This is a genomic window from Flexithrix dorotheae DSM 6795 (assembly GCF_000379765.1).
In the GTDB taxonomy this organism is placed as follows: domain Bacteria; phylum Bacteroidota; class Bacteroidia; order Cytophagales; family Flammeovirgaceae; genus Flexithrix; species Flexithrix dorotheae.
Genome location: NZ_KB903465.1, coordinates 90,571 through 115,411 on the forward strand (window position 1 = coordinate 90,571; position 24,841 = coordinate 115,411).

Here is a 24,841-nt window from a genome sequence, read left to right on the forward strand (position 1 = left end):
AATTATTATAGTACAAATATAGTTGCCATTTGGCAACTATACAAATTTATTTTCACTTTTTTATGCAATAAGTTGATATTCTTTTCTGGCATCAAAGGATGGGCAGGCTTTGGCCACATTTGGAAAATCCCTGTGCCCCAAAATTTCTGCTTTGGGGTATTTGTCTTTTAGCCATTTCACCAGGAATAAAAGGGTTTCTTTTTGGGCTTCAGTCCTGTTATCCATCGGCCTTCCTTTTTCGTCTATCCCGCCTATATAGCAGATATGAATGCTGTTTTGGTTATAGCCATACACCCCATTTGTCGGCTGATGTTCATAGGCTAATCTGCTAAACTTTCCATCTGTTTTCACCAGGTAATGATAACCTGGCCACACCCATTTTTTAATGTTTTGCCAATAGGATAAAATCGCCTCTTTAGTTGCAGTCTGGGCAGTGGCCGTACAATGCAGCACGATGTATAAAATCTCTCTTTGCGCTTCTATCATATTTTCAATAATTCACATTCCACCGCAAAAGGCAATCTTTCATCATGCCTGGCTGCAATGACTGTTCTAAGCTGTTTGACTAAAAAATTAATTCCGGCTAACCGTATGGGTTTTTCAAAATCAAAGGCTTTGAGTTGGGTGGCTGTCATGTAAATGGTCCGGTTCACCACTTTAGCCTGGGAAAGAAATTCTATCCAGTTTTTCCAAAATTTATCATAAATGCCTTTGGTGGTTAAATCCCAACCATCAGCATTCCTGGAAGCAGTGGGTTTGCCTTCTACTTTGCCATGGTAGAATAAAAAAATGGGATCTGTAATGTCAGGAGTTTTATTTAAGTATGGTTGCTGGACTCCATTGATAAATACTTTAATATCATGCAACCAGTCCACATGCCTGATATCCAAATCAAAGTAAGGAATATTATCCTCATTTGGAAGGAAAGTAAAACCAATATCAATGTCATTTTCTCCATTTAAATAACTTTGGTATTCTGGTTCATGAACTGCTCCTGCATATTTGGTCCCATCCAGCATATTGATTTGATAACCATCTTCTTCATAGGCTGCCACGGCATAAGCCTCACTAATTTCATAACCTTCCTGGGAGTTGTTTTTTAAGGTTTCATCTGTTTGTTTAATGGAGATGATTTGCGCCTCAAAATCAAGGTTAACCACCAGGTTAAAACCTTCCAGAATTTCCAGCAACTTAAAAAAAGTAAGCCCAGCTGGGCATAGTTCTACATAATCATAATAAGAACCATAAAATAACCTGCCATAAGAAAGGTTAGGATTTTTATCTCCAGAAAAATTATTATTGACCAGGATGAGTTTTTCCAAATCCGGATCAATATCCAGGTTTATTTGCCAGCCATAGGTTTCAGCAATTTGTTCCAGGATAAACTTTAAAAAGGGCTGGGGAATCATGATCCTGGATGTCACATGTAATTGCCCATTGTGGTGATTGATGATTTTAAAAGCCTCATTTGGAGTATTATCTGCATTGGTCCCCACATTGGGCATTAAGATTTGAGGGAAACAAACTTTTGTTGCGTTTTCATGATTGCCATTGGTGATGCCATTGATGGTATTGGTCGCTTCAGAGCTATATTGATTCACATCCTCAAAGGCTGGTGCCCAAGTGACATTTGGAGTATAAATGGGTTTAACTTCAAATTGGTCTATATTGTTTACAGCTTCAAACATGAGCAGAGAAACTGTATTCCTTTCGGTAAAAGTGACCTGGCAATTGAGGCCTGGATGGTTATTAATACTGTTCGCCAGATTCTGACTTAATGCGCTGCTGGATATGGCTCCTGAAACACTAAATTCAATGCCATTCACCTTTACTGCTAAAGTTTTATTGGTCGTAGCAAACACAAAAGGAAAGGCAATGTGAAAGCCAATTTTTCTGGGGTTGTTTCTTAAGAAAAAACCTCCTACCCCTTCCAGCTCCCTGATCGGTTTTCTCATCCAGTCTATTTTTCTATTCACCTGCAGGTTAACTTCATAGGCTTCATGGGTAGCATCACTGATCACTAAATCACCAGAAACGATTTCCAGCCCATTAAAATACACTTCTGCAATAATAGTAGCCTGGTTTTGATCGCTGTCAATTTCATCCGGGAAGCCCAGGGCAATTTGGTTGACATCGGTTTTGGGCAGTGAGAAGGAATAGGAGAAAGATTTGGCCAGCTCTCCTACACTGGAAAATACAGGACTGTTCAATTCCAGGGGAATACTGGTATTGGGGAATAAATCAAGATTGGTGTGGTTTACTTTCAGTTCTAGCATTATAACCTGGTTAAGGATACGGATTCAATTCTTCCTTTAAACCCGCCATGATCAGGGGTATCTCTTTTGGAAGCCGATAAGAAAAATGGATCGGGTTGGGTATTTCCAGGGCCGGTATTAAATGTCCTGGTCACAATGCCCGGACCAGTGATGGCCACTCCTGACAGGTTGCCAAAAAGCATCAAGGCCCCACTTTCATATTCAGATAAATAAGCCTGGAATTTATAAAAGGTATCTGCCTGAATGGTTTCTGCCATATTAAACTCTGCCCTTAAAATCTCGGTAAAAGCACTGCCCGCTTCATCAGTAAAATCCACTGAAATACCACTTGGCCACAGGACTACTTTGTCATTGGTATCAATCAGTCTCCAGTTGCCAATGCCTTCAAATTCAGAGACCACATCCAAATCAAGATCCTGTAATAATTCAATGGGATTACTGCCTGGGCTTCCCGGATCATCAATGTTTATTCTGTTGATTATCCTTCCAAAAGATTTCCTTTTATAGCCTTCCTGGTAGGAAAAAGAAAGGCCGATTAAATCATTATCTTTTTCATGATAAACAAACTCACTGTTTTCAATTTCTATTGGGGTGAATTCATTTTTGGAAATGACATAAACTTCATCTGAATGGATAAAATCCTGCAGGTAATCCCTTTCCCCTTCAGCCAGCCAGCTGGTGTTTGCATTGCCTGCTAAGCGTGTTTCGATACTAGCTGCTTTACTCACTTCAAAGCCTCCTTCTTTCCTAAAAGCATAGGATTTGGCTGAGCTCACCAGTTTGGCAAATTCACCAGCACAAACCAGTGTATCATAACCACCAAGGGAGTTTTTAAACAAAAAGGCCATTTTAGTAAAATAGTGATTTTTGAGTCTGTAATTAAAAGTTTCAGATATCACTGCATTGTCACTATCGGTTAAATACACACTCCAGCCAGTGATGGGTTTGGTGGCATTGGCTTTGATATTTAAAGCTTCATAACCCACCGGTATTCTAATCATTCCCCTGGTAGTGGTCAAATCATGGGCGCTATAGTTTAAAGTGGTATTATCATTATAAAGGAGTCTTACATTCACCTGAATGGTGGCATTGCCCTCTACATCTAAAAAGTAATACAAATATTCTGGCACATCATGGGAGGTGAATTTGGGATCTGGGGCCGGGGTAAAAAATTTCCTTGCGGTATTGATAAAATGATCCTGCAGGGAAAGATCAAAAGCAGCTCTTTCCAAACCCGCTGGAATGGCTTTGAAGTTGATGGTAGAATGGAGACTTTCCTGCCCATCTTTGACTTCATAAACCTGAACGGTGTAGAAAATATGGGTGGCACAAAGCTCCATATTGTTGGCCCCAAATTGCGGTTTTTCTGCTTTGCAAACTGTTTTTAATTGGTCCTGGATTTCAAAGGTGGTTTTGCCATTTTCATCCACTCCCCTCAGCCTGGAAATTACCAGCTCCTGGGGGGCAAAGTTGCTCGCTGCTTTAAAAAGTTTAATCCTGATTTTATAGGTATTGTAATTACCAAAATCACTGCTTTGGAAGGTGAAATAAACCGGGTTATTCACCCAGGCAATTCCTCCTGAATCATCTGTACTGTTATAAGTTATTGCTCCAGCCATTATTAAATGATTTTACTTAAACTTCTGTTTACTTGAACTCTTGGGAAAACTCAGGAGCAAAATAATTTACCGTTTCTTCCTGGTCCCAAAAGGATTCATCCTTGCAGATTTTCGAATCTTCCACCAGTTCGAATTCCACCCTCCAGCCATAGCAATTGTCATGAAGTAGTCCATACAATGGGTCCAGACTAAACTGGCCAATGTCTTCCTCCATATCAAAATCAATTGCAATCTTTCTAATGAGCTGCTCGATATAATTTTCAAGGGCATTAAACACCAGCTCATCCTGTTTGTCATAGTCATCTTTGGGCACACTCGATATCAGGGCAAAGGCAATTTTATATTCTTTTTGCAGGCCTGTTGAAAGCCCACCATCAAAACTTTTTTCCGGCAATTCCAGGAATAAACAGGGGTAGTCTATTTCACTTTTTAAGGATTCAATAATCCGGTTAAAACCTCCAAACTTGAAACTTTTAATTTTGGAAGTCATCCCAACTAAAGCCTCAAAATATGCCTTTATATCATTGAAGTTGTGGATCTCTATTTCGCTCATGATTCGGTTTCAATTTTATCATAGTGTTTTTTGACCAGGATCAAACAGATCTCTGTAATGGGGGTTTCCTTCACTTTTTCCAAATCTCCAATAATTCCGGTTTCGGCAATGGCAATGAAAGTACCTGCCCAGCCCAATGGATCCTTTCCTCCTGATCCTCCCTGGAAAATGGGCTTGTACTTTTTAGCCAATAGATTTTTATTGGCCGTCATATAAAGCAGGGCTGAAAGTTTTTGCCTGGGATCAAGGTTTTTAAAAAGCTCCTTTCTTTTTTCAATGCCTTCCTCCTCCAGTTTGCATCTTTTTTCCCCATCCAATTCCCGGAAATACACCGCACATAAATCATCAAGTTTTTCAGGCTTTTCCTGCAGTTGATTGTAGTACATATCCAGCATGGAATACTCTATGCCACTCATCAGCTTCATACTGGATTTGGGAGAATGATAAATTTGGTTATTGACCTTAATGGATTTTACCAGGGGAAGTGCGGGTAAATTGTCCACCCTCATCCAGTCCAAAAGCGTAATAATTTGAGCCAGCTGCACCTCATTCAAGCGGTTCAATAAATAAACCCTCTTCCCGACTGTTTTAATCAGGAAAAGGGTTTTAATATCTTCATCTCTTGTTTCTGCATGGCATTCAATTAAATGCAGGCACATCTGATCGGTCAGGTCTTCATAGCTACCTGGTAATTGAAATTGAAAGTGACCAATTTTGATGTTATGCATTTCATTAAGCTGCTGGAGTTAATGGAATTTCTCCTTCATACTCATAAGGAGGATCCAGGCTGGAAACCACTTTTAAGGAAATGGACATCTGGTTTCTGTCATTCCCGCCTTTGCCTCCGGTGGAGCCTTCATTCGGATCAACAGCTTCAAGGGCATCAAAAAGATCACCCAATATCCATTTTTTTCCATTGGTATCTACAGCAATCCCGATCATATCGGTATTGTTAATTTTATCCATGGCTACCAATAATTCTGCCCTTAATTTGGGGTGCATAAACTCTACTCCCGATGTCCAGGACTTTCCTTTACTTGGTCCCTGAGTGCTAATATTCATCCTGGCTGCTTCATCTTTTACAAATTCCAATTTCTTGAAATTTGTCCCGCTTTCCATGGTGATGTCAGTGGTAACTTTTCCATCCACTGCTGCAGGAATGGAAAGTACATCCTTTTGTACTGCATAATAAAATGCGCTTAACCCAGCAGCATTTTTCTCGCAGTTGATATTCAATAATTCATCTAAAGTGCACATGTTTGTTTGCCGTTTAGCTTAATTAAAATCAATATTATTTCTTCACCTCTTTAGCAGGTGAAGCAGTCACCTTTTTAAGGTAAGCCGGGCAGGTTTCCAGGATAAATTTTAAAATATTCTGCCTGCCTGCTGCATTTTGGGCCAGCTCATTCAGCTTCTTTTCATCAAAATGATAAGGAGCTTTATTGTACCTGATCTGGAAGCCTTTCACCGCCCACTCATACTTTTCTGAGTCAATGGAAAATACCACTGGCTCTGCTGTTTTTTCTGCCATTTTACTTTATTGTTTAGCTTTTGAAAGTGGGGATTATTTAGAAGTATCTGCTTCAGTTTCTGCAGCTTCCACCTCAACTTCTTCCAGGATGTTTTGCCCTTCTACCTCAATCAAGGCATTGAGTAACCTTTCATGGGATTTTACATCTTCCATGATCTTTTCTGTGATATGCTTTTTACCATTGACCGAGTAAAAAGCAGCCACTTTAAATTTGAATGACCTATCCCCAATTTTGATTACATCTTTGGGGATAGTCAATTTATTTTCTGTTTTTTTGACTTGTTTTTTAGCCATTTCTATAAGGTTAAAAAATGATTGGATTCAATTAAAAATTAAGCCTGGTCGTTGGTGATGATATAATCCTCTCCGGCCAAAGTGAAAGTGGAAATACCACATCCAATTTTGCCATCCATCAGGATATTGATCACCCTTTTCTCCTGCTCTATCTTAATCCTGTTCATATCTGATAACAAATCAGTTCCCATCTGCAGAATTCCTTCAGGTACAATGATTACCCTGCCCGATCCACTCAGTCCTGGCAATGGCACAAAGGAGGCATTCCCCTCTGATTTTTCCAGGGTCATTTGCTTAAAGGAATTATAGGTCAAGTGATCTCCATAACTATCCTTATAGTTTTTGTAGTAATTCGAAGATATATTTCTACCACAGAAGATTTTCACTTTTTCATACTTCAACACCTCTGGAAGGGCATCCCACATTTGCTCTATTTTAGCCACTGCATTCTGATCGGTAATGGCTCCGGTCGCTACTGGGGCAATGGTGGTGGCGGTAATGGCATCGGCTATTTGCTTTAAAAAGCCATCACAAACTTCCAGGGGATTCACCACTCCGGCTCCTGCTGCAGTCCCGGCATTATACACCGCTTTCCACACGATATTCTCCATAGAGGCCTGAACTTTCCTTAAAATCTGACCCATTAAAAACCCTTCAAAATGGTATTCGTAAGGTTTTAATTTCCCAGATTGCAATCTACCTTTCCATGTTTTGTAAAGGGTTAAGGGCACAATCTTCAAATCCACCTGCCAGTCCCTTACTTTCAGAATCCTGGCTTTAAATCCAAAGGCATCATTTGTTGGGTTCCAGCCATCTTCTTTGCCCACTTGAACAATCTCTCCAATCTCAGGCACAACCATTGGTTCCTCGTCCTGAATATCGGTATTCAATTGGATATGATTAGCCGAGGCAAAGGTGTTCATCGCCTGGATAAACAAATCTATTCCTGGTCCTCTGCTGTACGCCCCAAGCGTAGCTACCAGGTTAGTTAAATCTATTGAGTTTGGCATTTGTCTTTTAGTTTAGCTTAATAAAATTATAATTCGACTTTAGAATTTTTTGCTGCAGCTTTTGCAGCTGCTGCCTCTGCTGCCCATTCGGTTTGTTCCCATACTGGCTTTTCCTGGCTTTTGGCAGTTACATCCTCTTCTCCTTTTTCTACCGATTCTACCACAGAAACTGTCTCTGGATCTGCATCAAGTTTTGCCTTTAAATTGGCCTTTTCAGCTTTTAAAGAAGTAACCTCTGCTTCCAGATCACCAACCTTCTTGTTAGAAGCTGTCACTTCATCACTTTTGGTTTTCAATTGAGCTGTAAGCTCATCTACCTTAGCATTTTTAGCTTCAAGTTGCTCTTTGAATTCATCCCTTTCCTTCAGGGCATCTTCTAAGTTTCCCAAAACTTTTTCCTCATCTTCCTCACTTACATTTTTAGAAAAAAAAGAAGATAAAATGGAGAATTTTCCTTTTGACATGGTATTTGAATTTTTGTTATTATAATCTTTACTTAATTCCACAACCCTTTCTATAGCCAGTTGCATATTGCCTTTTTTATCAGCCAACCCGGAAGTAATTGTTTCATCTCCCATGAATGTTGCCCCTTTAAAAATTCGATCTTCGTATTTAGAATTGATTTTTGATCCTCGGTCAGATTTTACCGAGTCGATAATATTTTGTGCAAGAGGATTAATCAACTCCTCTAAAACAGCAGATTTTGAACCTTCTCCTCCCTCTCTAAGCCTCCTATACCAACTATTCTTCAATGGACTTAAATCCGAATAAATATCTTCGAATTTCACACCTAACTTTTTATAATATTCAGTGTCATCCACAAAAGGAAACATGGTTCCGATTGAACCTAGAATATCAGAATCCTGGGAAATGATAATTTCTTTTGTTGAGGCTGCAATTCTATATGCTGCAGAGCCACAAACACCATTTACAAAGGTTACAACTGGCTTCACATTTTCTCTTATTACGGAGCATAATATCTCTGAAGCAGTTGATACTCCTCCACCAGAATCCATATCCAACACTACTCCAACTACTTCAGGATCAGCATAAGCTTCTCGAATAAACCTGGCTAAAGTTTTTGTACCAAATCCACCATAGTAATAAAGGTTGTATTTTGTTATCGTACCCTGAACAGGTATGATCATTACCTTTTTCACTTCCTCATTTTGCTCACCTTCGGAACTTGTAAAAAGTCTTGAAAAAAGCTCTGAGGATAACTCAATAGAATAGGGATTATGTGCTTTTTGAGCTTGTTCCAGGTCAATACTCATTGTTGAGTTTTCTCCATTTAGCAAGCTGAAAAATAAAGGCACATTGCTGTAAAAATAATCTGGCATCATTGACCAGACTCCATTTAAAATATCGTATCGAAGTTGTTCTATCATTACAACCGCAATTTGGTCGTAATTTGCAAGGCTTTTAAGGACAAAAATTTATGGCAGATCCCAGTACTGTAATGGCACATTAGGTTCGTTTCCATATACCCCCTGCATTGGGTATTGGTAGCCAGATCTATTGATTTTACTCTTTGGCAAAAATCCTGTATAACCGGCTGAGGTTTTCATCATGTAGAAATCTTTAAAATCCTGACGTTTATAATACTCATTTGCAACGGATACAGAAATCATGTGATGCCACGTTGTTGTGCCTCCAGAGTAACTTCCATCCAGTGGTTTGCCACCAAAAGTACGTTTGGGATTAAAACCATGATTAATTGTTCTATAATATTTTGAGTGGGTTTCAAGCATTTTTTCCAGTGACTTTGGGCCTCCTGTGGTGGAGGTGGCCCCATTCTTCCCTGTAATGCCTTCTGAGGTTTGATAGTTGAACCAGGAGGCATCTCCTTTGGCTTTCCAAACCGCATGAGCCATAAACGACATATTATTAAGAATAGCTCCTGAATATGTTAGCCCGGTTGGCCATCCTCTTTTAATATCTCCAACAGTTCCATCAGCAAAAACTCCAAACTGGATCATTTCCCTAAACATGTTGAATCCATGCTGTAACAATTGTTCATCATTTAGAATAGCACCAATTACAGCACTACTTAACCCAGAAAGGGCTAATGGTCTATTGTTATAATCTCCTGTAAGCCTTGTTAATTTGTAACCTGCATAATTTGCTACTGGGTTATCATCATGCGTTTTTTCTCCATTCGGATCAGCGTATTTTTTTAGTTTTTCTGTATTGAAATTACCATTATTTCGATCATTTTCACTATCAAATACCTTATAAAGAAATGCCTGATCAGTATATTCTTTAAACTTTAATGCGCCATTTCTCAGCCAGGTTTCCACTTTTGTTTTTTCGGTTGCTGTAGCCCAAACCCTTACAAAATCCCAGGATTTTGCTCTCCCTGTTAACCATTCTGATATTAAAAAAAATGGATTTTTATGCCACTTTAAAGCATCTGCATCATTAGGATCTTTATCCCATCGAGGAGATCTTTTAAAATCTATATAAGGATTTTCAGCTTGTTCAACCAAGCGATTAATTACCATTCTGCCTAAATTTTCATCATTAAAAACCCTGGCATAAAATGCAGCAGCAATTAAATATTCCATGGAGTAAGCTCCCCCTCCATTGTGCAAAGTAGATCCATAGTCTAAATGTGCATCGTTTGCAAAAGGGATGATATTACTGTAATTATCTCCATTCCAATTGGGATTTCCCTCACCTCCATTTTTGTCAGATTTAAGTGGACCTGGATAAACATCCGGCTTTTGACTTATAAAAAGATTCGCATTATTAACAATAGTCTGCTGACCTTCTCCTGGAGAATTTGCCCCCTGATCTCCCCAGTTCATATAAATCCCATTCTCCATCCTGTACTTCCACTTTTCTAAATCTTCAACTGAGAAAAGGTTACCATTTGCCGTGCCTGGAGGAGGTGGAGGTGGGTTTCCAGTATTCTGGTTTTTAGTTCTATAATTTATAAGAGCTGAAATATATCTTCTATTCATTATTGTGGGGTGATTTCAAGCTTATCGAACATTGCATAAGTGACCTTTCCTTCAATTTCAAAAGTGTGGTTTCCTGCTGATAAATTTACCAATGAGGTGATTTCTAACCAGCCAAAATATGAACTACCTAAATCATTACTATTGATGATTCCCTTTTGCAGGTTAAGGGTGTGAGCTCTAACCACTCCATCAATTTTGAGTATGTAATTATTTTCATATTGTGCTTCTGAAGTATTCCCTGACCTGACACGTGCAAAAATCTTGAAATTGCCTAAAGCAGCTATATTGAAATCAAAAGCAATTTTATCCCCATTATCCCCAAACCTGACCATGGTGTCACCTGTTTGCAGTCCAAAACTTAATATAACTGCATTGCTACCCACTTCCGTGACTGTATAATCTCCTGGATCGGGTTTAATGATTTGAGAGGCAGCTGTAATAACACTCGACCATGGTCCCCTCACCCATTCCCCAGGGGTTGCACCTGTCGCTGCATTCATTCTGACTTCTGGAGCGATTACCATACCTAAATACGCTCCATCAATAGTATAATTTTGTCCCGATTCACCAGGAATAATTGCCTCATTTGTTCCATTATCATCATCTGCCACAACGAACCTGTAATCACGTGAACTTTCCACATCTCCATCAGGATCAAAATAACTGGCATTTATGGTTATGGTTTTTCCTACCTGTGCATCTCCTGTTAATCCTACATTTTGAGCCTGTGGAGGAGCATTTAATGCTTCTGGTATTAAAGTGAGTCTGTTTTTACCAGATAACTTTCTGAACCAATAATGTATTTCATAAACTGCTCCAGCTGCAAATGTAAATGGTTTTATTACCACTTTCGTACTATCATTTATAGTAATTTCTGGCCAGTCATTACCCTGCCAGTAAAATACTCCAGTGATTCCGTTTTTAGCTCCAACTGTTGAAAAAGATAAGGCCACAGCTGTATTGGGATCATCCGGATCATTGTATATTGCATTTGCATCTAAAACTACAGCTGCTCCTGTCCTGTTTACATCTTCAGCAAATCCTCCACCACTTCCAGAGCTACTCTCTCCTGCTTTTACCCAGAAAATATCATCATTTTGTTTAGCCCGTATTGCTTCGAAATAAAACACCTCATCCTCTGCAATATCATGTGTTTCTTCTATTCCTTTTGCTCTTAGTCCGGTTAAGGTTACTGTGATCCCTCCAGCTTCATTACCCCTCACAATAGCTCTTCCTATTGCTCCAGTCCAAACCAGGCCGGCATTACTCAGGGAAAAACTATTATTTGCAACGATTTCATATAACCGATCAAATCCCATTTGATAATTATCGAAATCTGCTCCAAAATCCTTTGTGATATCACTGTTTACCGTTGTTACTATAGCCCCACCTTTTTTTCCATCTGTAATAACCGGGTAAAACTTATCTAGTGATCCAAAACTCCCATTCCAAATTCCGGATTTTTTAGTGATTAGCAATATACCATCCTCAGTCTTTTTAATATACAAAAAATGAGTTCCAGGTAATGCTATATTTTTTACGTATTTAAAACTAGAATACAATCCACTAAATCCATAACTACTGCCTCCTACAGTAATTATATTATCATCTCCATTCTTTCGCAATACTCCGAACTCAAATCCAATTGGGACGGTTCCTGGAACAGACACTGTTAAATCATCATTCCCACCACTATAAAAGATTTTACCATGATCTTCGTTTGTTATGTCATAACTTGACCCAGTTTTGGCCACCAGTTTGCCCATGTTTTTCTGAAGTTCTAAAAAGGAGATTTTATTGGCATCTCCAATGGCCAATTCATCGGTGGCCTCCAGGTTATTTTTCACTGTCCTGAACTGGAAAATGGGAAGGTAACTGTCTAATAACCCTGAAAAGTAATTCCTTAAATCCAGTGCCTTAATTGGCTTTAGATCAGGGAAAAATTGTAGGAGTTGAGAATGGAGCTTGCTTACTGAAAATTTTGCCATATTAAGCGGTATAAAAGTCTTGGAAATAAAAATCTGCAGGGTCAAAATCTGCCTTGTTCACAGGGATCACATTATCAATCCCATTGGGTAACTGAAATGCAAAACTGGAGGACCTTTTTATCAGGTTGAAATCAAATGAATTCCTTCCACCTTTTTGATCTGTTTTTTGAGCAGGGAGGCATTTAACCTTGGGCATAAACCTGTATTGGCCGTTTCTGTTCAGGTACACCACTGATACCTGCCTCCCTAATATTTTATTGCTAAATCGTCTTTTGAAATCGGAGTCTTTTGAAAGAGAAAATTTGAGACTAAAATCAATTATATCTCCATGTGGGCTTTCTTGTGAGTTTTCATTTGCAAAACAATTACCTTTTACAATTGGGATATGCTTATAATTACCATCCTCATTAATTCTTAGATCAGTAACTACCCCTTTATTATCAGTATAGCCTTGCAAATACTCATTTTCCATGAGCCAGAGATCCTGCACTCCGGAAAGGTTCTTCACACATTCCTCTGGAAATTCCTCTATAAAACCATAATCGATCATACTTCAAAGGAAATATGAAGCTGGGCAAAATTTCAGGACTATTTAATTGGGAATTTTTTAATCCATCTTCTAATGGTATGATCTGAATTAATTTTATATTTCAATTTTGCTCTACGGTATGTAAGCCTTCCTGATTGCACCTCAAATGCAATCTTCTTTTTAAATCCTGTGGTATATCTCCTCCTTTGTTTACCTGGAAACCTTTTCCTTTTCAGTCTTATAAAAGACTTATGCATGCTTTCATAGGCATACATTTCTTCTGGGATATTGTATTTATCAATAACCATCCTCATTGCTGCAAGCTCGGAAATACCTAAACATGCGCTGGTCACTTCGATCTCTCTCATTAGGGCAACATGCATACTTTTATTTATAGCATGCCCTATGGCATATTCAACCGAGCCAGTTTCAGTGTCTGTACACCCCTGGAGATTCACATTTATCATCTCTATAGGGTTGGAAAATGGTGAGGAATTGAGCTTACCGTAAGCATGTAAGCAGGGATAAAAAAGATCATCTGTTCTTTTAAGGTTTAACAGATAAGAACCTGCCTCATGAACTAAATCATAGTATGAAGCTAATATTCCTAAAATGTAGGAATAAACAGGAACTCTGATAGTCATAATTTTGCTGCTGTTTGCTGCTGTTTTGAAAGAATATTATAAAATTAAGCAGGTCAATTATGTTCACAAAGAAAAAAAATGTCCTATAGTGGATTTTTTTAGTATAATTGTACTTATCTAATTCAGTGCCCCACCCTGAAAGCTGAATATTTGCACTAATGTTTCAGCTCAAAAATTCAGACCTACTTTTTCCAGAGCAATTTTTAAAAAAAGGTTACAATGGTTACACCTATAAAAATCCGTTATAAGTTGCTGATTTATATACGGTTGTGGACCTGAAATTTTGTAACCGTTTTTGTAACCATTTTTGAAAAAAGTTACAACTATTTTTTTTTGCCTTCATTTTGTAACCGTTGTAACCATTTTATTTTAAAAAGTTACAAATAAGTTACACTGTAACTATTTTATTATCAGTTAGATATAAATTGTTGTAACCGTTGTAACCGTTGTAACCGTTTTTTTATTGAGGATATAAATTAGGAAAAATAGATATCAAAGATCAGGCATTAAACTGGTTTTGCAGTTATTGTATTTTTCTAATAAAAAAAACCCTGGCAAATGCCAAGGCTTCTAAATTTAGTGTTTAATGTAGTTATTAGGAGAGCTTTATATGATGCACTTAATAATATTTAGATCCATTTTTAGAAAATCATTTTCATCTAGTGTTTCTGAAATAATGATAATATTTGGAGTCTTAATTAATTCAGCATCCTTACCTCTCCTTTCAATTCTTATTTTTTCAGAACTTAAAAGCATCAGAACAGCCTCTTTATTTTTCAAGTCATCAATTACAATGAATTCCGTTTTGGAATTAATCATATAATAGGAAAATGGACTTATAAGTAAATCTTCAGAAAGCCAGACCGTTTCTTTCTCTTTAGTTAATTCTTTAGCTTTCCTGGTTTTTCCACTAGATCGTTTTCCTGTAATTAAAGTAATCATGATATTTCATTTTTTTGCTATTTCTTTTAAATCTGAATTTTTAGTCGATAAGCATTGACAAAAGCCCTGGCAAATGCCAAGGCTTTTAAATTTGGTGTTTAAGTTTCGATTAATCTAGTTAATGGACTTCACTTACTGATTTCCATGAACTTTCATTTCCCTCAATAAATCTTTGAGTTTGATAAATATGTCCTTCAATCAAGGCTTTTATATCAAAAATATTCGGTTGTATCCTTACTTTTAATCCAGCTATTAATACTTCACAAACAATATCCTCATTTTTAATTAGTTCCTTTGCAGCTTTGTATTTAGCCAAATCATTTTTGGCCTCAGTATTCCTAAATTCATCTTTTATCGATGAAATTTTATTAAGTAATCCTTCAAAAGGATTTTCATTTAGGCTTTCACCCATGCAACCTGGTTGTTCAAACATTTTATTTATAGTTAAAGTTAAAAATATAATTAAGTCTTTACTGAATTTGAAGATTAAGAGTACTTAGCTTTTCCTTAATGATTTGTTGAATGACTTCATTATGCTTATAATCATTTATAGGTTGGGCATTTATCTTATTTGCCATTTTAGTGGCATATTCTTCATTTACCGGAGTTATTCCGTAAATGGCACTAGGGAGATGATATTTAGTAAACTCCGGACAGCTTTCAGTTTTGGGTACATCAATCCGGATGAATTCCTGTCCGGCAATTGTTTCAGTGGTAACTTTTCCAGCTAACTGGTTATGTCCAAATAGCTCTACTAAGGCCCAGCTCTCAAACTTGATTTGATTTTCTTCCATGGTAAATTAAAGTTTATAGTAAAAAATTAAAATTTTCTTGGTATGTGTAAAATTTCAGGTATTAGATTTTTGGTTTCTGAATTAAATTTTACTTTAACCAAAAATTCTTTTTCGGGATTGCACTTTGCGTGAAAAATATTAATTGCTGTTTTTGTATCTGTTATTAATTGATCATCTATAGGTAAAACATCAGTATAGATAGTTTCTGGTCCATGATTTTTATCTTCTCCAACAATTACAATGTAAAAGTTGAAATACCCATTAGGCTTTAATAACCTTTCCTTTACATACTTTATGGCTGCATTTCTAGCCATTTTATAATTGAAATTGTTCATTGTTAAACAAGGGTTTTATTATTTATCATATTTTTCAACTCTTAAAAAATTAAAAAGGCATTCCATCCTTACCAGTATCCTTATCATCTTCCAGCAAATATTCAATCATCTCTTCATCATTCAGCCAGTCTTCTGGTTTTAATCGATAAGGTTTACAGGTTTTTCTGTAGTATTCAACTTCGAAAGTGTCTTCCTTAAAGCCAATTGGAATCTGGCTCCTCATGCTCTTTTTCTCAGGAGTAAGTTTTTTCTTATCCTTCAGATATTCTTTCAGTTCGAAAGCATCTATCTTATATTTTGCTGATTCATTTAATTTGTTAATCAGGTAGTCTCTGGGCATAAGAATCTCTTTCATTTTGTAGGTAAGGAAAAGCTCTTTGATATAATCCTCAATTACCTTCTCAAATCTGTTTTTGGTTTTCTCCAGAATCAATCTGAATTGATCGGTTATGAATCTTTCTTTATAGAACCACAATCTATCTTCATCTGGATGGAAAATTTCCCTGGTCTTTAAAAAATGGATCCAGGCTGGAATTTCATCATTCAGTTTTTTCTCCAGGTGAGGATCTTTATCCTTATCCTCAATTTTACTCACCTTCACCACAAACCACCTGGAATCTTCTTCCTCAATTTTCATTACCTTATCAGCATCATTGGAACCAATCATCAGCTTCCCATAGTAAGGGAATTTTTTCAGGTTTACCCCCTTGTTTTCCAGGTATTGGGTATCAGCCGTGGCCAATTGTTTCAACCTTTCTTTTTCTGTTTTTTTATCCAGGTCCAAAAAGCCTTCATCTATGGCAATGATAAACTTGGTAATGTAGTGGGCATTGAACTTCATTTTAAAAAGCTCATTATTGAGAATGGCCACATTTTCTCCTCCAAACATTTGTTGTACCCACTTGAAAAAAGTGGACTTTCCAGTTCCCTGTTCTTTGGAAACTAAAATGGGTACTGGCAACATTCTTTTTGGTTTTTGTAAAAGGATGGACATATAATCAAGGGCCACTGTAAACTGATCTCCCAGTATTGGGTTATCAAAATCTGATTTTCCACCAAAAATGTGTTTGAAAAATTTCTTCGAATTTTCTATTGTTCCTTCCATAGGTATGTGGGGTAAAGGGTTGGTTAAATTGTAACAATTATTGTGTACTCTTCTATACTCTCCATTCCAGTTGGGCACATTGCAAAAGGCATCATACTTTGGAATCTGGTCAATGAAATCTGGAAACCTTTTATAGTCTCTCTGAATTTCCCCTATTTTCCATGGCTCAATTGATTCTTCCAGTTCATCATTTTTATTGGGTGCAGCGATTGTTTTATACCAGTCTGATGCAATTCTCATATACTTATCAGCATCTTCATGCTTTACATATTTCACACTTTCACCATTCCACTCATATCTCCTGCTCTTAAAAAGGAATTCCCGATTTCCAATGAATTCTCTATACAGATTGTAAAATTCTGTTTCATTGCTCAGGCCAAAATAGCCATATAGTTTATTCCTGGGATCTGTGATATTTTGCCCACTGAAATACTTTTTGGCAAACTGGAATTGGTTAAGATCTTCCAGGATATCCTTTACATATTCAGGGAAGGCCAGTAAAAGATCGTCCAGGCCTTTTGCCGAATCCTTGTATTTGGTTTTGATGTGGGAGAAATAGATCTGCTCCAGACAGGTACTGTTATCATCCAACAGGAGCTGCAGACTTTCTCTCCAGTTTTTGATGGCGGTATAAAAAGCAAATTGCCGTTTATAGAGATCCTTCTTTTTATCATATGTGATGGTTAGGGTATCTGCATCAGTAATAAAAAGTACTTTTTTAACCCTACATTTTATAATTACTTCCTGGATATCCTCATGAAGCATTCCCCTGGTTTCAGCTCCATAGAACCCATGAATGGAAGGCAGGCCAATAATATGCAAACCTGCCATGTCTCCTTTAAAAGCTTTGAATTCTCCTTCAGTAAAAAAAAGGGTATCGATTTCTTTTTCTTCCCGGAAAGCCTCAATGATCCTGGGAGTAAAAAATGGTTGCTGGCCAGATCCTTTTGGCTGGTAGTATTTTTGGGTATCAGTTTTATCTCCCTTCTTAATCACATTGGGTTTCTCCAGTCTTATCCTGGTGAATGACTTATGCCATTTCGCTCCTGGAGGGAGCCAGGTATATGGATAGCCCAATGGCTGAAAATAGTTAATTTGAATACCGCTTTCACAGGGTTGAAAGAAATTGTAATTGTGGTAATTGGCAATTTCACTTTTTCCGTACTTTCCACGATAACTGGGAGTGCATAAAAAATTATGTTTTTCCTCCTTAATCTTCAGCTCCTTTATCCTTTTTTGATAGTAGGCGTTTGGTTCAATTTTGTTGGTTTGCCAGGTGTGATCAGTAGTATCAATTTTCTTGTTCATCGTTCAGTCACTTATAAGTTTTTCACCTCTTTTGCATATTCTAATTCCACTTTCAATGCATTGATTATGGTATTCACATTATTGGTTACTGCTTTGGCTTGTGGTATGTAGTTACTGTCCTCCCTAACTTTTTTTATGTCTTCCAGGAGAATCGTTTTAAGGTCTCCCATAATTGAATTGGGTTGTTGGATGGTTACCCTTACCGGTTTAATTTCTTCTTTAATTTCTGCAAGTTTTTCCTGTTTATCTTCCCCACCAACAGGCAACAAACTGTCTAAAAAAGTATCAATTTTATCTGCAGGTATTTCGAAGGTTTTATGGTTGGTTACTATGAAAACCATTTCATCATCATCAGAAATTCTAAAACGGTCAAAAACATAGTTTTTCGCTCCATAGAGCCATTCTTTATTCATATATGACAATAGGGTGTTAGCTATTTTTTCCATGATTTTTTTGTGATTTAATTTCTCTTTCTAATAATATTTTTGTCCTGGCCAGGTCTAAAATGTCAGGGTTATCCAGGAGTTTTTGTTTAAGTCCTTTGCTTTTCCTTGAAAGGAGGTGAGCAACAAATGAATCAGGTAAATTGAGTGTTCCGGAATTCCTTTTTATATTATCTTCCAGGGAAATCAATTCCAGGTTTTCAATCCTGCAATCCATCTGATCCCCATTTTTGAAAGTGAGAATCATATTCTCTGGTATAGGACCGTGTTCCCTCTCCCACAAATACCTGTGATATAGTTCCCATTTTCCCAGGGAAACCCGGATATACTTATAATGTATATCTGTACCAGATTCCTTCCTCACAGAAATATCACCATCAGTTTTTGTATTATGTGGTAAGTGTCCTTTTTTAAAGCTTCCTGAATTAGCTTTCATTATTCCTTTCGTTCCAGTATTCCATGGTTTGTCTCCCTTCTGAAATCTTGAAATTTTACCCTTAATCCCCAATTCTCTCCTTCTCCTGGAGATAGTTTCCCTGGTACACCCAATCATTTCAGCAATTTCTCTATCCAATAGCTTTCCACCATGTTTTTTGATGATAGCAAGGTGAGCCTTGGTAATTACAAATGGTTTTTTGCGTGACATAATTATCCTACTTTATGATATGGAATTGCCTTTTGGAGGGTATCCTGGTGGTCGATAAATTGATTTCTTTCTTTCTCCTGCATCATGATAAAATAAAGCATCTGAGTCTCCCAATTGATCTCTTTATTCTTGTACATGTTCATGATTAGGGTTTTGGAATCAAGTGGATCATAGCCGGTGTCCAGGGAAAAAACATCTTTCCAGTCTTTTAAGAAAAATGGAAAAATTCGCTCAATCTCTGCAGTCATAATTTTCTCCAGGTGGCTGCCTTGGCTGTAGTTGATATCATACACCCTGCCTATCTGGTATTTTTCTGATTTCAATCTTACCGTAGTAAAATATTTGCAGTTTAATTTTCTATTCCAGTTATAGCTAAAATTGATTTGTCCAAATATTGCTTTCATAATTTTTAAATTTTTAGTGGGACCTTTTAATACTTTCCAGCCTCTAATTGCTGTATGAAGTCAGGGGGAACTAATTCAAAAAGGATCGTTTCGTAGGCTTCTATTTCCTCATTCAAGGGTTGAATCCTGTCATAAGGAACTCCCTTCTTTTCCATAATCGATCTTTGTGCACATAGTTTATCGTGTAACTGAAGTACAGCCTCCAGGTAGTCCGGGTCTTTATCCGGATCTATTCTAGTTTTTCGAAGTATTTGAACAATTCCCTTTGCCCGCTTTCTCTCTTGAATTCCTGGTATTTCCTTTTGCTCAAAAACTCTCCCAAATGCATTGCAGCAAGTACATACCATATTAAAAAACTTGGCACAAATAGAAAGAAATAAAGCCCATGAACTTTGAATCCAGCGTAGGCAAATAATGCTGTACAGAAAGAAAAAAGGATTAACCATATCGTTTGTTTTTTCATGATTAAAAAATGTGTAATGTTTAATTTCTGAGGTAGGTAAGAAAGCTGCCTGGCAAGTCCAGGCAGTTTAATCTAGCGTTCACTAACCAAAAAATTACCACCTACCTATAAAGTCTTTTTCCAGGTAATTGACCGTTCATCATCTTCCAGCCTATTGGAAGTAATCTTCCATTTTTCCCTAATTTTATTTTCCTGATTTCTTATTCTTTTCATCTTTTCAGCACACTTGGTACTGCAGTATTTTTTTGGATTGGCAGACACTTCTTTTCTGATGTTTACCTGGAAGGTTTTGCCACATCCATCAGCTTTGCAAATTCTATTCTCAAACTCTGTTAATTTCTCGGATTCTGTTACACCACTCGCTGTGGGGCTGCATTCCTCATTTTGAGGAAACTGGAAAATTGGGGTGGGTAAAGCCCCAATTTCCGGTGTTTCGCTGGTTGTTTCCTGATCATCTGGCTGGTCTTCCGAATCATCTTCAGGGTCTGGTAAATTGCCGTTTGGTTTATCTGTTTCATTGAAATATTCATTGGCTGATTTGTACCCAAAATAAAACCCGAACACCATGCAGATTAAGTACAAGCTCTCTGAAAAAATAACATTGTATCTGTTAGTCTTTACCTTGCTTGCCAATGTGGTTTTGTACTGGCTGATGTTTTCATCATGCTCCTGAATATTCAAATTCCTTTGTGAGGCATATTCCTCATGCAGTTTGTTTTTCTGGCTCTCCAGCTGCTCCAGTTTTTTTGTATCCATGGAAACCTCAGCTGAGGTATGATATTTATTTCCAGTGGGAGGGAGATAATAATTTCCTTCCCAGGTGTATTTCTTTTTTATAACTGAAATCTGTTTTTCTTTTTCGGCTAATAAGGATGTAAATACCCGATCAGTTTCAGCTGTTTTGGTATCTTCTGGGATGACAATTGCCTCTCTGGCTCTATCGGTTACACCATTGTAGCTGAAGTAAACAGAACCAGCCATAAGGGCTAATCCAAGTGAAAGAAAGAATACATTAAAACTGGTGGCCGGTCCTAAGAATTCAGTCATGAATTTGCTTATTACAGCCGTTTTAAGCACTTCAAATACTATGTTAAGTATTAGTGCCAGGGCAGGAGCATAAACATGCTTATTCCCCACTATTTGATTTAAAAAGTACGCATATTCACTCCATCCTGAATAAGCCTGGCAAACCAGACTTACCATCATAAGCACTATAAAAACAGAAAAAAACCTGTCGAAATAGTCTTTTGGGATGATATATGACCTGTAGAATTTGCGCATGAAGAATTCTTTGACTTTATTTGTCTCCATAACATTTTGAATTGAGATGATTTAAATTGTTATTCTTTGGAAGGGAGCTGTTGCTGCAGCTCCCTTTTTATTTCCTGTCCTGGTATTTCCTTTTCAAACTTGAAATGTAATTCCTTCTAAATCCCCAGCGCCTTTTGCCTGCAGGAGTTTGTCGTTCTTTTTCCCTCTCCACCATTTTTTCTAATAAGGCAGGGTGGTCATTCGTGTTTTTCATAACCCATCTTTTTTATATTGTGAATGATATTTTCAAATTTCTTTTGGTCTTTGCGCTGATGCCTGATCACTAAAAATCCTGCTATAAAAGCGCATGTGATATAGTAAATCCAGATGAATATTTCGTATGATGTCATTATTTTATAGCTTGTTATATACCTGATGAACTGGGGTATTTTTCATACCGGTTCTCATTATTTCTCTTAGCTGTTTTATTTCCTTAGCAATTTTTAATTTGGTGGCTTCTGATAATCCAACTCTTTTTTTCATGTCGTTCAGTCGCCAGATTTCTTTTTGGATATCGTCTAATGTCCTCATTATGGGTTTGGTTTATTTTGATATAGAAATTCTTTGAGTGCTAGCCGGATGGCATCAGAAATGGTTCGGTCTTCATTATCACAAAATTCTAATAAATCATCATGCAGGTCTTTAGAAATCCTGCCACCAATATGCACTCCTAAAAGTTGCTTGTCTTTTTTTTTCTCCGTGGAAATTGCTTCACTGGTCAATTGACTATACATTTGTTTAACATTGTTTTACATTGTTTTACAATTATACAATATATCGAACACAACAACAAAATATTGTACAGTTAATTTCAAATATTGAGCTATTGATGTTAAATCTGGAAAACTTACTTAAAAATCAGGGGGATAAAGTTGGATGGAACTTGAAAAAAATTGCACTTAAAAGTGGGATTCCATATACAACATTATTACATAATGTAAAGCAAAATGATATTTCTATTCAAAAATTAGAGAAAATAGCAACAGCACTAAATGTTACTCTTGAAGAACTAATTTTTCAAAAGGAAAAATCAGAAATAGAAAAATCTAAAGAATCAGAATATAATGATTTAATAAAAAAATATGTCAAGTCTCTCGAGCGAGAAAAGGAATTAGAATCAGAATTAAAAAAATATAAGAAGGAGTACCAGGTAGAACAAGGCTCTCCGGAGGATACTATAAATATCTTAAAAAAAGCCAGTGATATGCAGGAGAAAGAGTTGCTGATATTGAGAAAAGAAATTCAGCTACAAAGAGAAGAATTAATTTCCCTCAGAGCAAAAGTGAAAGCTTATGAGGGGAGGTAGGAAAATCAAATTAAACTTTTATCCTAAACCTTAATAAAATGACAATTGCGATTAATGCAAAAATCCATGAGGGTGTTGTATTGGCAAGTGATAGTGCTACTACTATGATAGATCCCTCTGGTAGAGTTTTTAATGTTTATGAACATGCAAACAAAATTTTTAATTTATACAAAGGTCTACCGATTGGTGCAATCACATATGGATTAGGTAATATTGGTCATGCTTCCATTGCAACTTTAGCAAAGGACTTTAGACAAGAGTTAAAAACCAAAATGGATCCTGAGAATTATAAATTAATAGATATTGCAAACCAGTTCTCAGATTTTATTAATGGCAAATATGAATCAATATTTAAGAATGTGGAGGTACATAAAAGACCTGCCCTTGGATTTGTAATTGGAGGGTATTCTACAAATTCAGATTTACCAGAAGAATATCAAATAATTTTTCCTTTTAACGTTAAACCAATGGCTGTAAGGCCTCCACAAGAGACAGGTTTAACATGGAATGGAGAGGTCGAACCTTTAACTAGATTAATATTAGGCCATGGAAGTCAATTAGATACGTTTGTTAGTAAAACTATTAGTTTGTTTAAAGGTCAGAAAGAGGCTAATCAATTTGTTGCTTTCTTAAAAAAAAGTTCCCAGGTATCAATGATTACACCAGGTATGCCCCTCCAGGATGTCATTTATTTAGCTGAATATTTAGTGGAAACGGCTATAAAATTTGCTAAATTTAGACCAGGAGCCCAAACTGTTGGTGGACCAATAGAAATTGCCGTGATATCTAAACATGAAGGATTTAAATGGGTTAAACGCAAACACTATTTTAGTACCGAATTAAATAATTTTTCTGCAACTGAAACACAAAACTTATCAAATAATGGAAAAAGCTAAATCAGATAAAAAGTCAAATTTGATCCATGATGATCAGGTGAAAAATACAGAAATGCCAGTCATGTTTTTAGAGTTAAAAATTAACCATGGTTCATGGAATTACTCTGAATACCAAGGTAAAAATGAAAATGAAGTTAGCAAAATAACTCATGAAACTGCAAATTTCAGCTACAATTAAATAGATAAAAAGCAACCGAAATTAATTCGGTTGCTTTTTACTCAACATTTCAATTATATTTCTCTCTTCCTCAAATGTTTCTTGCAAAGCCTTAACAACATCCAAGAAATCCGCCCTTAATGACTCCTCTGGAGTTCTGTTTTTAATTCTTTCGAAAGTTTTGGAATATATTATTCGCTGCCCAGTCCAAAAACTGCAAGTATTCCATTAAATACCTGATTTTGAGATAATCCATACTTTTTACGAATTTGCAGTTCTCTATATCTCATATTAAAGGTTAACAATTATTAAATTTCAATTAAATTTATTGTGAATATATTCACGCCCTCAAACATTGCTTATGATACTAACATTTTTTGGACTTTTTAAAATACAGCACAATGTTAGACTTTTTTAAACCAGATCAAACAGATTTTGATTTGGATCATGTTATTAAAACCAGCCTTGGAGCCTTAGACAAAATACGTTTCCTAAAGAAAGAAAATACTGCTCTTGTGCAAAAAGTTGAGAGGCTTGAAGTAATAATAGAGCAACAAAAGAGGATTCTTGAAATACTTGAAACAAAAAGAAAAAGAGAGTTAATAGAACATGCTGAAGTCAATCAGAATTAACAATTTCCTCCCTATCCATATAATTAAATATGACATATATTATCCATATGGTTATTCCTCCAACTTTATAAGGCATTCCTGTCTGACCATTATAAAGAATAAAATCAAGTAATTTAAGTAAAACCAGCACTATGAAAGCCATCACAATCATAGCTGCTGGTTTTGATATTTGTTTTTTTACAACCCAATATAATCCTACTGTTAGCATAAGGTCTATAATATGTAGCATAAGGAAAACCAGATACCATCCTAATGGCCATTGATAATTATAGAAAGGGAACAAATAAAAACTTTCCTTCATTAATGGTTTATCGATAAATGCAAAAACATCCCAACACAAAATTTTCCCAAACATTAAATAAGCTACAAGAAAGTGAGAAAAGAAAAGGAATAGGCTGACTAAAGATAACCTATTCAGCCTGGATTGTCTTGTGGTAAGGTTATATATCAATCCTACTTTAATAATGAATACCAAATGTAGTGTAATAAAATACACATAGTTTTTATAGGTGGTGTATTTTGTGGGAGCAAAGGGATATATATAATGTTTTTCACCATCATACCCCCCTGGAAAGATTAGAAATAGATAATAAAAAAGAAGGATAACCACTAACCAGGTGATTATCCCAAATTCAATTTTTAAAGTTTTTGTTACTTTCATTTTCTGTTATCCTCATTACCTGTTGGAG

At 36.5% G+C, this 24,841-nt stretch carries 32 protein-coding genes; 4 read left to right on the forward strand and 28 right to left on the reverse strand.

Annotated features, from left to right (window positions below; translation table 11 throughout):
• Window positions 1-60: 60 nt before the first annotated feature.
• The 27 genes from A3EM_RS0127230 to A3EM_RS0127360 all read right to left on the reverse strand — a co-directional run bounded on the left by A3EM_RS0127230 (window position 61) and on the right by A3EM_RS0127360 (window position 21,895).
• Window positions 61-486 (reverse strand): N-acetylmuramoyl-L-alanine amidase, encoded by a 426-nt coding sequence (locus A3EM_RS0127230; RefSeq protein ID WP_020531414.1) that lies wholly within the window; start codon window positions 484-486, stop codon window positions 61-63.
• Window positions 483-2,276: a hypothetical protein gene (locus A3EM_RS0127235; RefSeq protein ID WP_020531415.1), complete on the reverse strand. Its 1,794-nt coding sequence runs from the start codon at window positions 2,274-2,276 to the stop codon at window positions 483-485. The genes A3EM_RS0127230 and A3EM_RS0127235 overlap by 4 nt, the downstream gene beginning before the upstream one ends.
• A complete protein-coding gene (locus A3EM_RS0127240; RefSeq protein ID WP_020531416.1) occupies window positions 2,276-3,895 on the reverse strand; it encodes a hypothetical protein in 1,620 nt (539 codons plus the stop codon). The genes A3EM_RS0127235 and A3EM_RS0127240 overlap by 1 nt, the downstream gene beginning before the upstream one ends.
• A gap of 28 nt (window positions 3,896-3,923) precedes the next feature.
• The gene (locus A3EM_RS0127245; RefSeq protein ID WP_020531417.1) at window positions 3,924-4,448 is read right to left on the reverse strand and encodes a hypothetical protein; all 525 of its coding nucleotides are present in this window, start codon (window positions 4,446-4,448) and stop codon (window positions 3,924-3,926) included.
• Entirely contained in the window at window positions 4,445-5,176 is a 732-nt protein-coding gene (locus A3EM_RS0127250) for a hypothetical protein (RefSeq protein ID WP_020531418.1), read from the reverse strand. The genes A3EM_RS0127245 and A3EM_RS0127250 overlap by 4 nt, the downstream gene beginning before the upstream one ends.
• Before the next feature lie 4 nt (window positions 5,177-5,180).
• The gene (locus A3EM_RS0127255) at window positions 5,181-5,705 is read right to left on the reverse strand and encodes a hypothetical protein (protein ID WP_020531419.1); all 525 of its coding nucleotides are present in this window, start codon (window positions 5,703-5,705) and stop codon (window positions 5,181-5,183) included.
• A gap of 34 nt (window positions 5,706-5,739) precedes the next feature.
• Complete coding sequence (locus A3EM_RS0127260) at window positions 5,740-5,979, reverse strand: hypothetical protein (protein ID WP_020531420.1); 240 nt, start codon at window positions 5,977-5,979, stop codon at window positions 5,740-5,742.
• A 33-nt stretch (window positions 5,980-6,012) separates the two neighbouring features.
• Window positions 6,013-6,273, reverse strand: coding sequence for a hypothetical protein (locus A3EM_RS0127265; RefSeq protein WP_020531421.1), 261 nt, complete (start codon window positions 6,271-6,273; stop codon window positions 6,013-6,015).
• 38 nt (window positions 6,274-6,311) lie between these two features.
• Window positions 6,312-7,283: a hypothetical protein gene (locus A3EM_RS0127270; protein WP_020531422.1), complete on the reverse strand. Its 972-nt coding sequence runs from the start codon at window positions 7,281-7,283 to the stop codon at window positions 6,312-6,314.
• 26 nt (window positions 7,284-7,309) lie between these two features.
• Complete coding sequence (locus A3EM_RS0127275) at window positions 7,310-8,671, reverse strand: S49 family peptidase (protein ID WP_083925314.1); 1,362 nt, start codon at window positions 8,669-8,671, stop codon at window positions 7,310-7,312.
• Window positions 8,672-8,719: 48 nt separating this feature from the next.
• A complete protein-coding gene (locus A3EM_RS0127280) occupies window positions 8,720-10,249 on the reverse strand; it encodes a hypothetical protein (RefSeq protein ID WP_020531424.1) in 1,530 nt (509 codons plus the stop codon).
• Entirely contained in the window at window positions 10,249-12,237 is a 1,989-nt protein-coding gene (locus A3EM_RS0127285) for a hypothetical protein (protein ID WP_020531425.1), read from the reverse strand. Before A3EM_RS0127285 ends, A3EM_RS0127280 begins: the two co-directional genes overlap by 1 nt.
• Window position 12,238: 1 nt before the next feature.
• Window positions 12,239-12,787, reverse strand: coding sequence for a hypothetical protein (locus tag A3EM_RS0127290; protein ID WP_020531426.1), 549 nt, complete (start codon window positions 12,785-12,787; stop codon window positions 12,239-12,241).
• Between the two features lie 38 nt (window positions 12,788-12,825).
• A complete protein-coding gene (locus tag A3EM_RS0127295) occupies window positions 12,826-13,410 on the reverse strand; it encodes a transposase (protein ID WP_020531427.1) in 585 nt (194 codons plus the stop codon).
• A gap of 606 nt (window positions 13,411-14,016) precedes the next feature.
• Window positions 14,017-14,352, reverse strand: coding sequence for a hypothetical protein (locus A3EM_RS0127300; RefSeq protein ID WP_020531428.1), 336 nt, complete (start codon window positions 14,350-14,352; stop codon window positions 14,017-14,019).
• A 118-nt stretch (window positions 14,353-14,470) separates the two neighbouring features.
• Window positions 14,471-14,785 carry a hypothetical protein gene (locus tag A3EM_RS0127305; protein WP_020531429.1) on the reverse strand — a complete coding sequence of 105 codons (315 nt, stop codon included), beginning with the start codon at window positions 14,783-14,785 and terminating at the stop codon, window positions 14,471-14,473.
• A 37-nt stretch (window positions 14,786-14,822) separates the two neighbouring features.
• Window positions 14,823-15,146, reverse strand: a complete 324-nt coding sequence (locus A3EM_RS0127310) for a hypothetical protein (RefSeq protein WP_020531430.1) — start codon at window positions 15,144-15,146, stop codon at window positions 14,823-14,825.
• A 26-nt stretch (window positions 15,147-15,172) separates the two neighbouring features.
• A complete protein-coding gene (locus tag A3EM_RS0127315) occupies window positions 15,173-15,460 on the reverse strand; it encodes a hypothetical protein (RefSeq protein ID WP_157638113.1) in 288 nt (95 codons plus the stop codon).
• Window positions 15,461-15,530: 70 nt separating this feature from the next.
• Window positions 15,531-17,894, reverse strand: coding sequence for a primase-helicase family protein (locus A3EM_RS0127320; protein WP_020531432.1), 2,364 nt, complete (start codon window positions 17,892-17,894; stop codon window positions 15,531-15,533).
• Window positions 17,895-17,905: 11 nt separating this feature from the next.
• Window positions 17,906-18,340, reverse strand: a complete 435-nt coding sequence (locus A3EM_RS0127325) for a hypothetical protein (protein ID WP_020531433.1) — start codon at window positions 18,338-18,340, stop codon at window positions 17,906-17,908.
• Entirely contained in the window at window positions 18,324-18,983 is a 660-nt protein-coding gene (locus tag A3EM_RS46335; RefSeq protein WP_020531434.1) for an HNH endonuclease signature motif containing protein, read from the reverse strand. Before A3EM_RS46335 ends, A3EM_RS0127325 begins: the two co-directional genes overlap by 17 nt.
• Window positions 18,984-18,985: 2 nt before the next feature.
• Window positions 18,986-19,387 (reverse strand): hypothetical protein, encoded by a 402-nt coding sequence (locus A3EM_RS0127335; protein WP_020531435.1) that lies wholly within the window; start codon window positions 19,385-19,387, stop codon window positions 18,986-18,988.
• A gap of 26 nt (window positions 19,388-19,413) precedes the next feature.
• Window positions 19,414-19,734: a hypothetical protein gene (locus tag A3EM_RS0127340; RefSeq protein WP_169513413.1), complete on the reverse strand. Its 321-nt coding sequence runs from the start codon at window positions 19,732-19,734 to the stop codon at window positions 19,414-19,416.
• Between the two features lie 221 nt (window positions 19,735-19,955).
• The gene (locus A3EM_RS0127345) at window positions 19,956-21,161 is read right to left on the reverse strand and encodes a hypothetical protein (RefSeq protein WP_157638114.1); all 1,206 of its coding nucleotides are present in this window, start codon (window positions 21,159-21,161) and stop codon (window positions 19,956-19,958) included.
• Window positions 21,162-21,228: 67 nt separating this feature from the next.
• Window positions 21,229-21,375 (reverse strand): hypothetical protein, encoded by a 147-nt coding sequence (locus A3EM_RS47750; protein ID WP_020531438.1) that lies wholly within the window; start codon window positions 21,373-21,375, stop codon window positions 21,229-21,231.
• Between the two features lie 140 nt (window positions 21,376-21,515).
• Window positions 21,516-21,692 carry a hypothetical protein gene (locus A3EM_RS47760; protein ID WP_020531439.1) on the reverse strand — a complete coding sequence of 59 codons (177 nt, stop codon included), beginning with the start codon at window positions 21,690-21,692 and terminating at the stop codon, window positions 21,516-21,518.
• The gene (locus tag A3EM_RS0127360) at window positions 21,692-21,895 is read right to left on the reverse strand and encodes a hypothetical protein (RefSeq protein WP_020531440.1); all 204 of its coding nucleotides are present in this window, start codon (window positions 21,893-21,895) and stop codon (window positions 21,692-21,694) included. The genes A3EM_RS47760 and A3EM_RS0127360 overlap by 1 nt, the downstream gene beginning before the upstream one ends.
• Window positions 21,896-21,990: 95 nt before the next feature.
• On the opposite strand from A3EM_RS0127360, the gene A3EM_RS0127365 reads away from it, so the two are divergent.
• The 4 genes from A3EM_RS0127365 (at window position 21,991) to A3EM_RS0127385 (ending at window position 24,152) form a co-directional block, all read left to right on the forward strand.
• Window positions 21,991-22,467 carry a V-type ATP synthase subunit I domain-containing protein gene (locus A3EM_RS0127365; RefSeq protein ID WP_020531441.1) on the forward strand — a complete coding sequence of 159 codons (477 nt, stop codon included), beginning with the start codon at window positions 21,991-21,993 and terminating at the stop codon, window positions 22,465-22,467.
• A 38-nt stretch (window positions 22,468-22,505) separates the two neighbouring features.
• Entirely contained in the window at window positions 22,506-23,363 is an 858-nt protein-coding gene (locus A3EM_RS43835) for a hypothetical protein (RefSeq protein WP_020531442.1), read from the forward strand.
• Entirely contained in the window at window positions 23,350-23,541 is a 192-nt protein-coding gene (locus A3EM_RS0127375) for a hypothetical protein (protein ID WP_020531443.1), read from the forward strand. The genes A3EM_RS43835 and A3EM_RS0127375 overlap by 14 nt, the downstream gene beginning before the upstream one ends.
• A 380-nt stretch (window positions 23,542-23,921) precedes the next feature.
• Entirely contained in the window at window positions 23,922-24,152 is a 231-nt protein-coding gene (locus tag A3EM_RS0127385; protein WP_020531445.1) for a hypothetical protein, read from the forward strand.
• On the opposite strand, the gene A3EM_RS0127390 is transcribed toward A3EM_RS0127385, so the two are convergent.
• The gene (locus A3EM_RS0127390; RefSeq protein ID WP_020531446.1) at window positions 24,139-24,813 is read right to left on the reverse strand and encodes a hypothetical protein; all 675 of its coding nucleotides are present in this window, start codon (window positions 24,811-24,813) and stop codon (window positions 24,139-24,141) included. The genes A3EM_RS0127385 and A3EM_RS0127390 overlap by 14 nt on opposite strands.
• Between the last annotated feature and the right edge of the window lie 28 nt (window positions 24,814-24,841).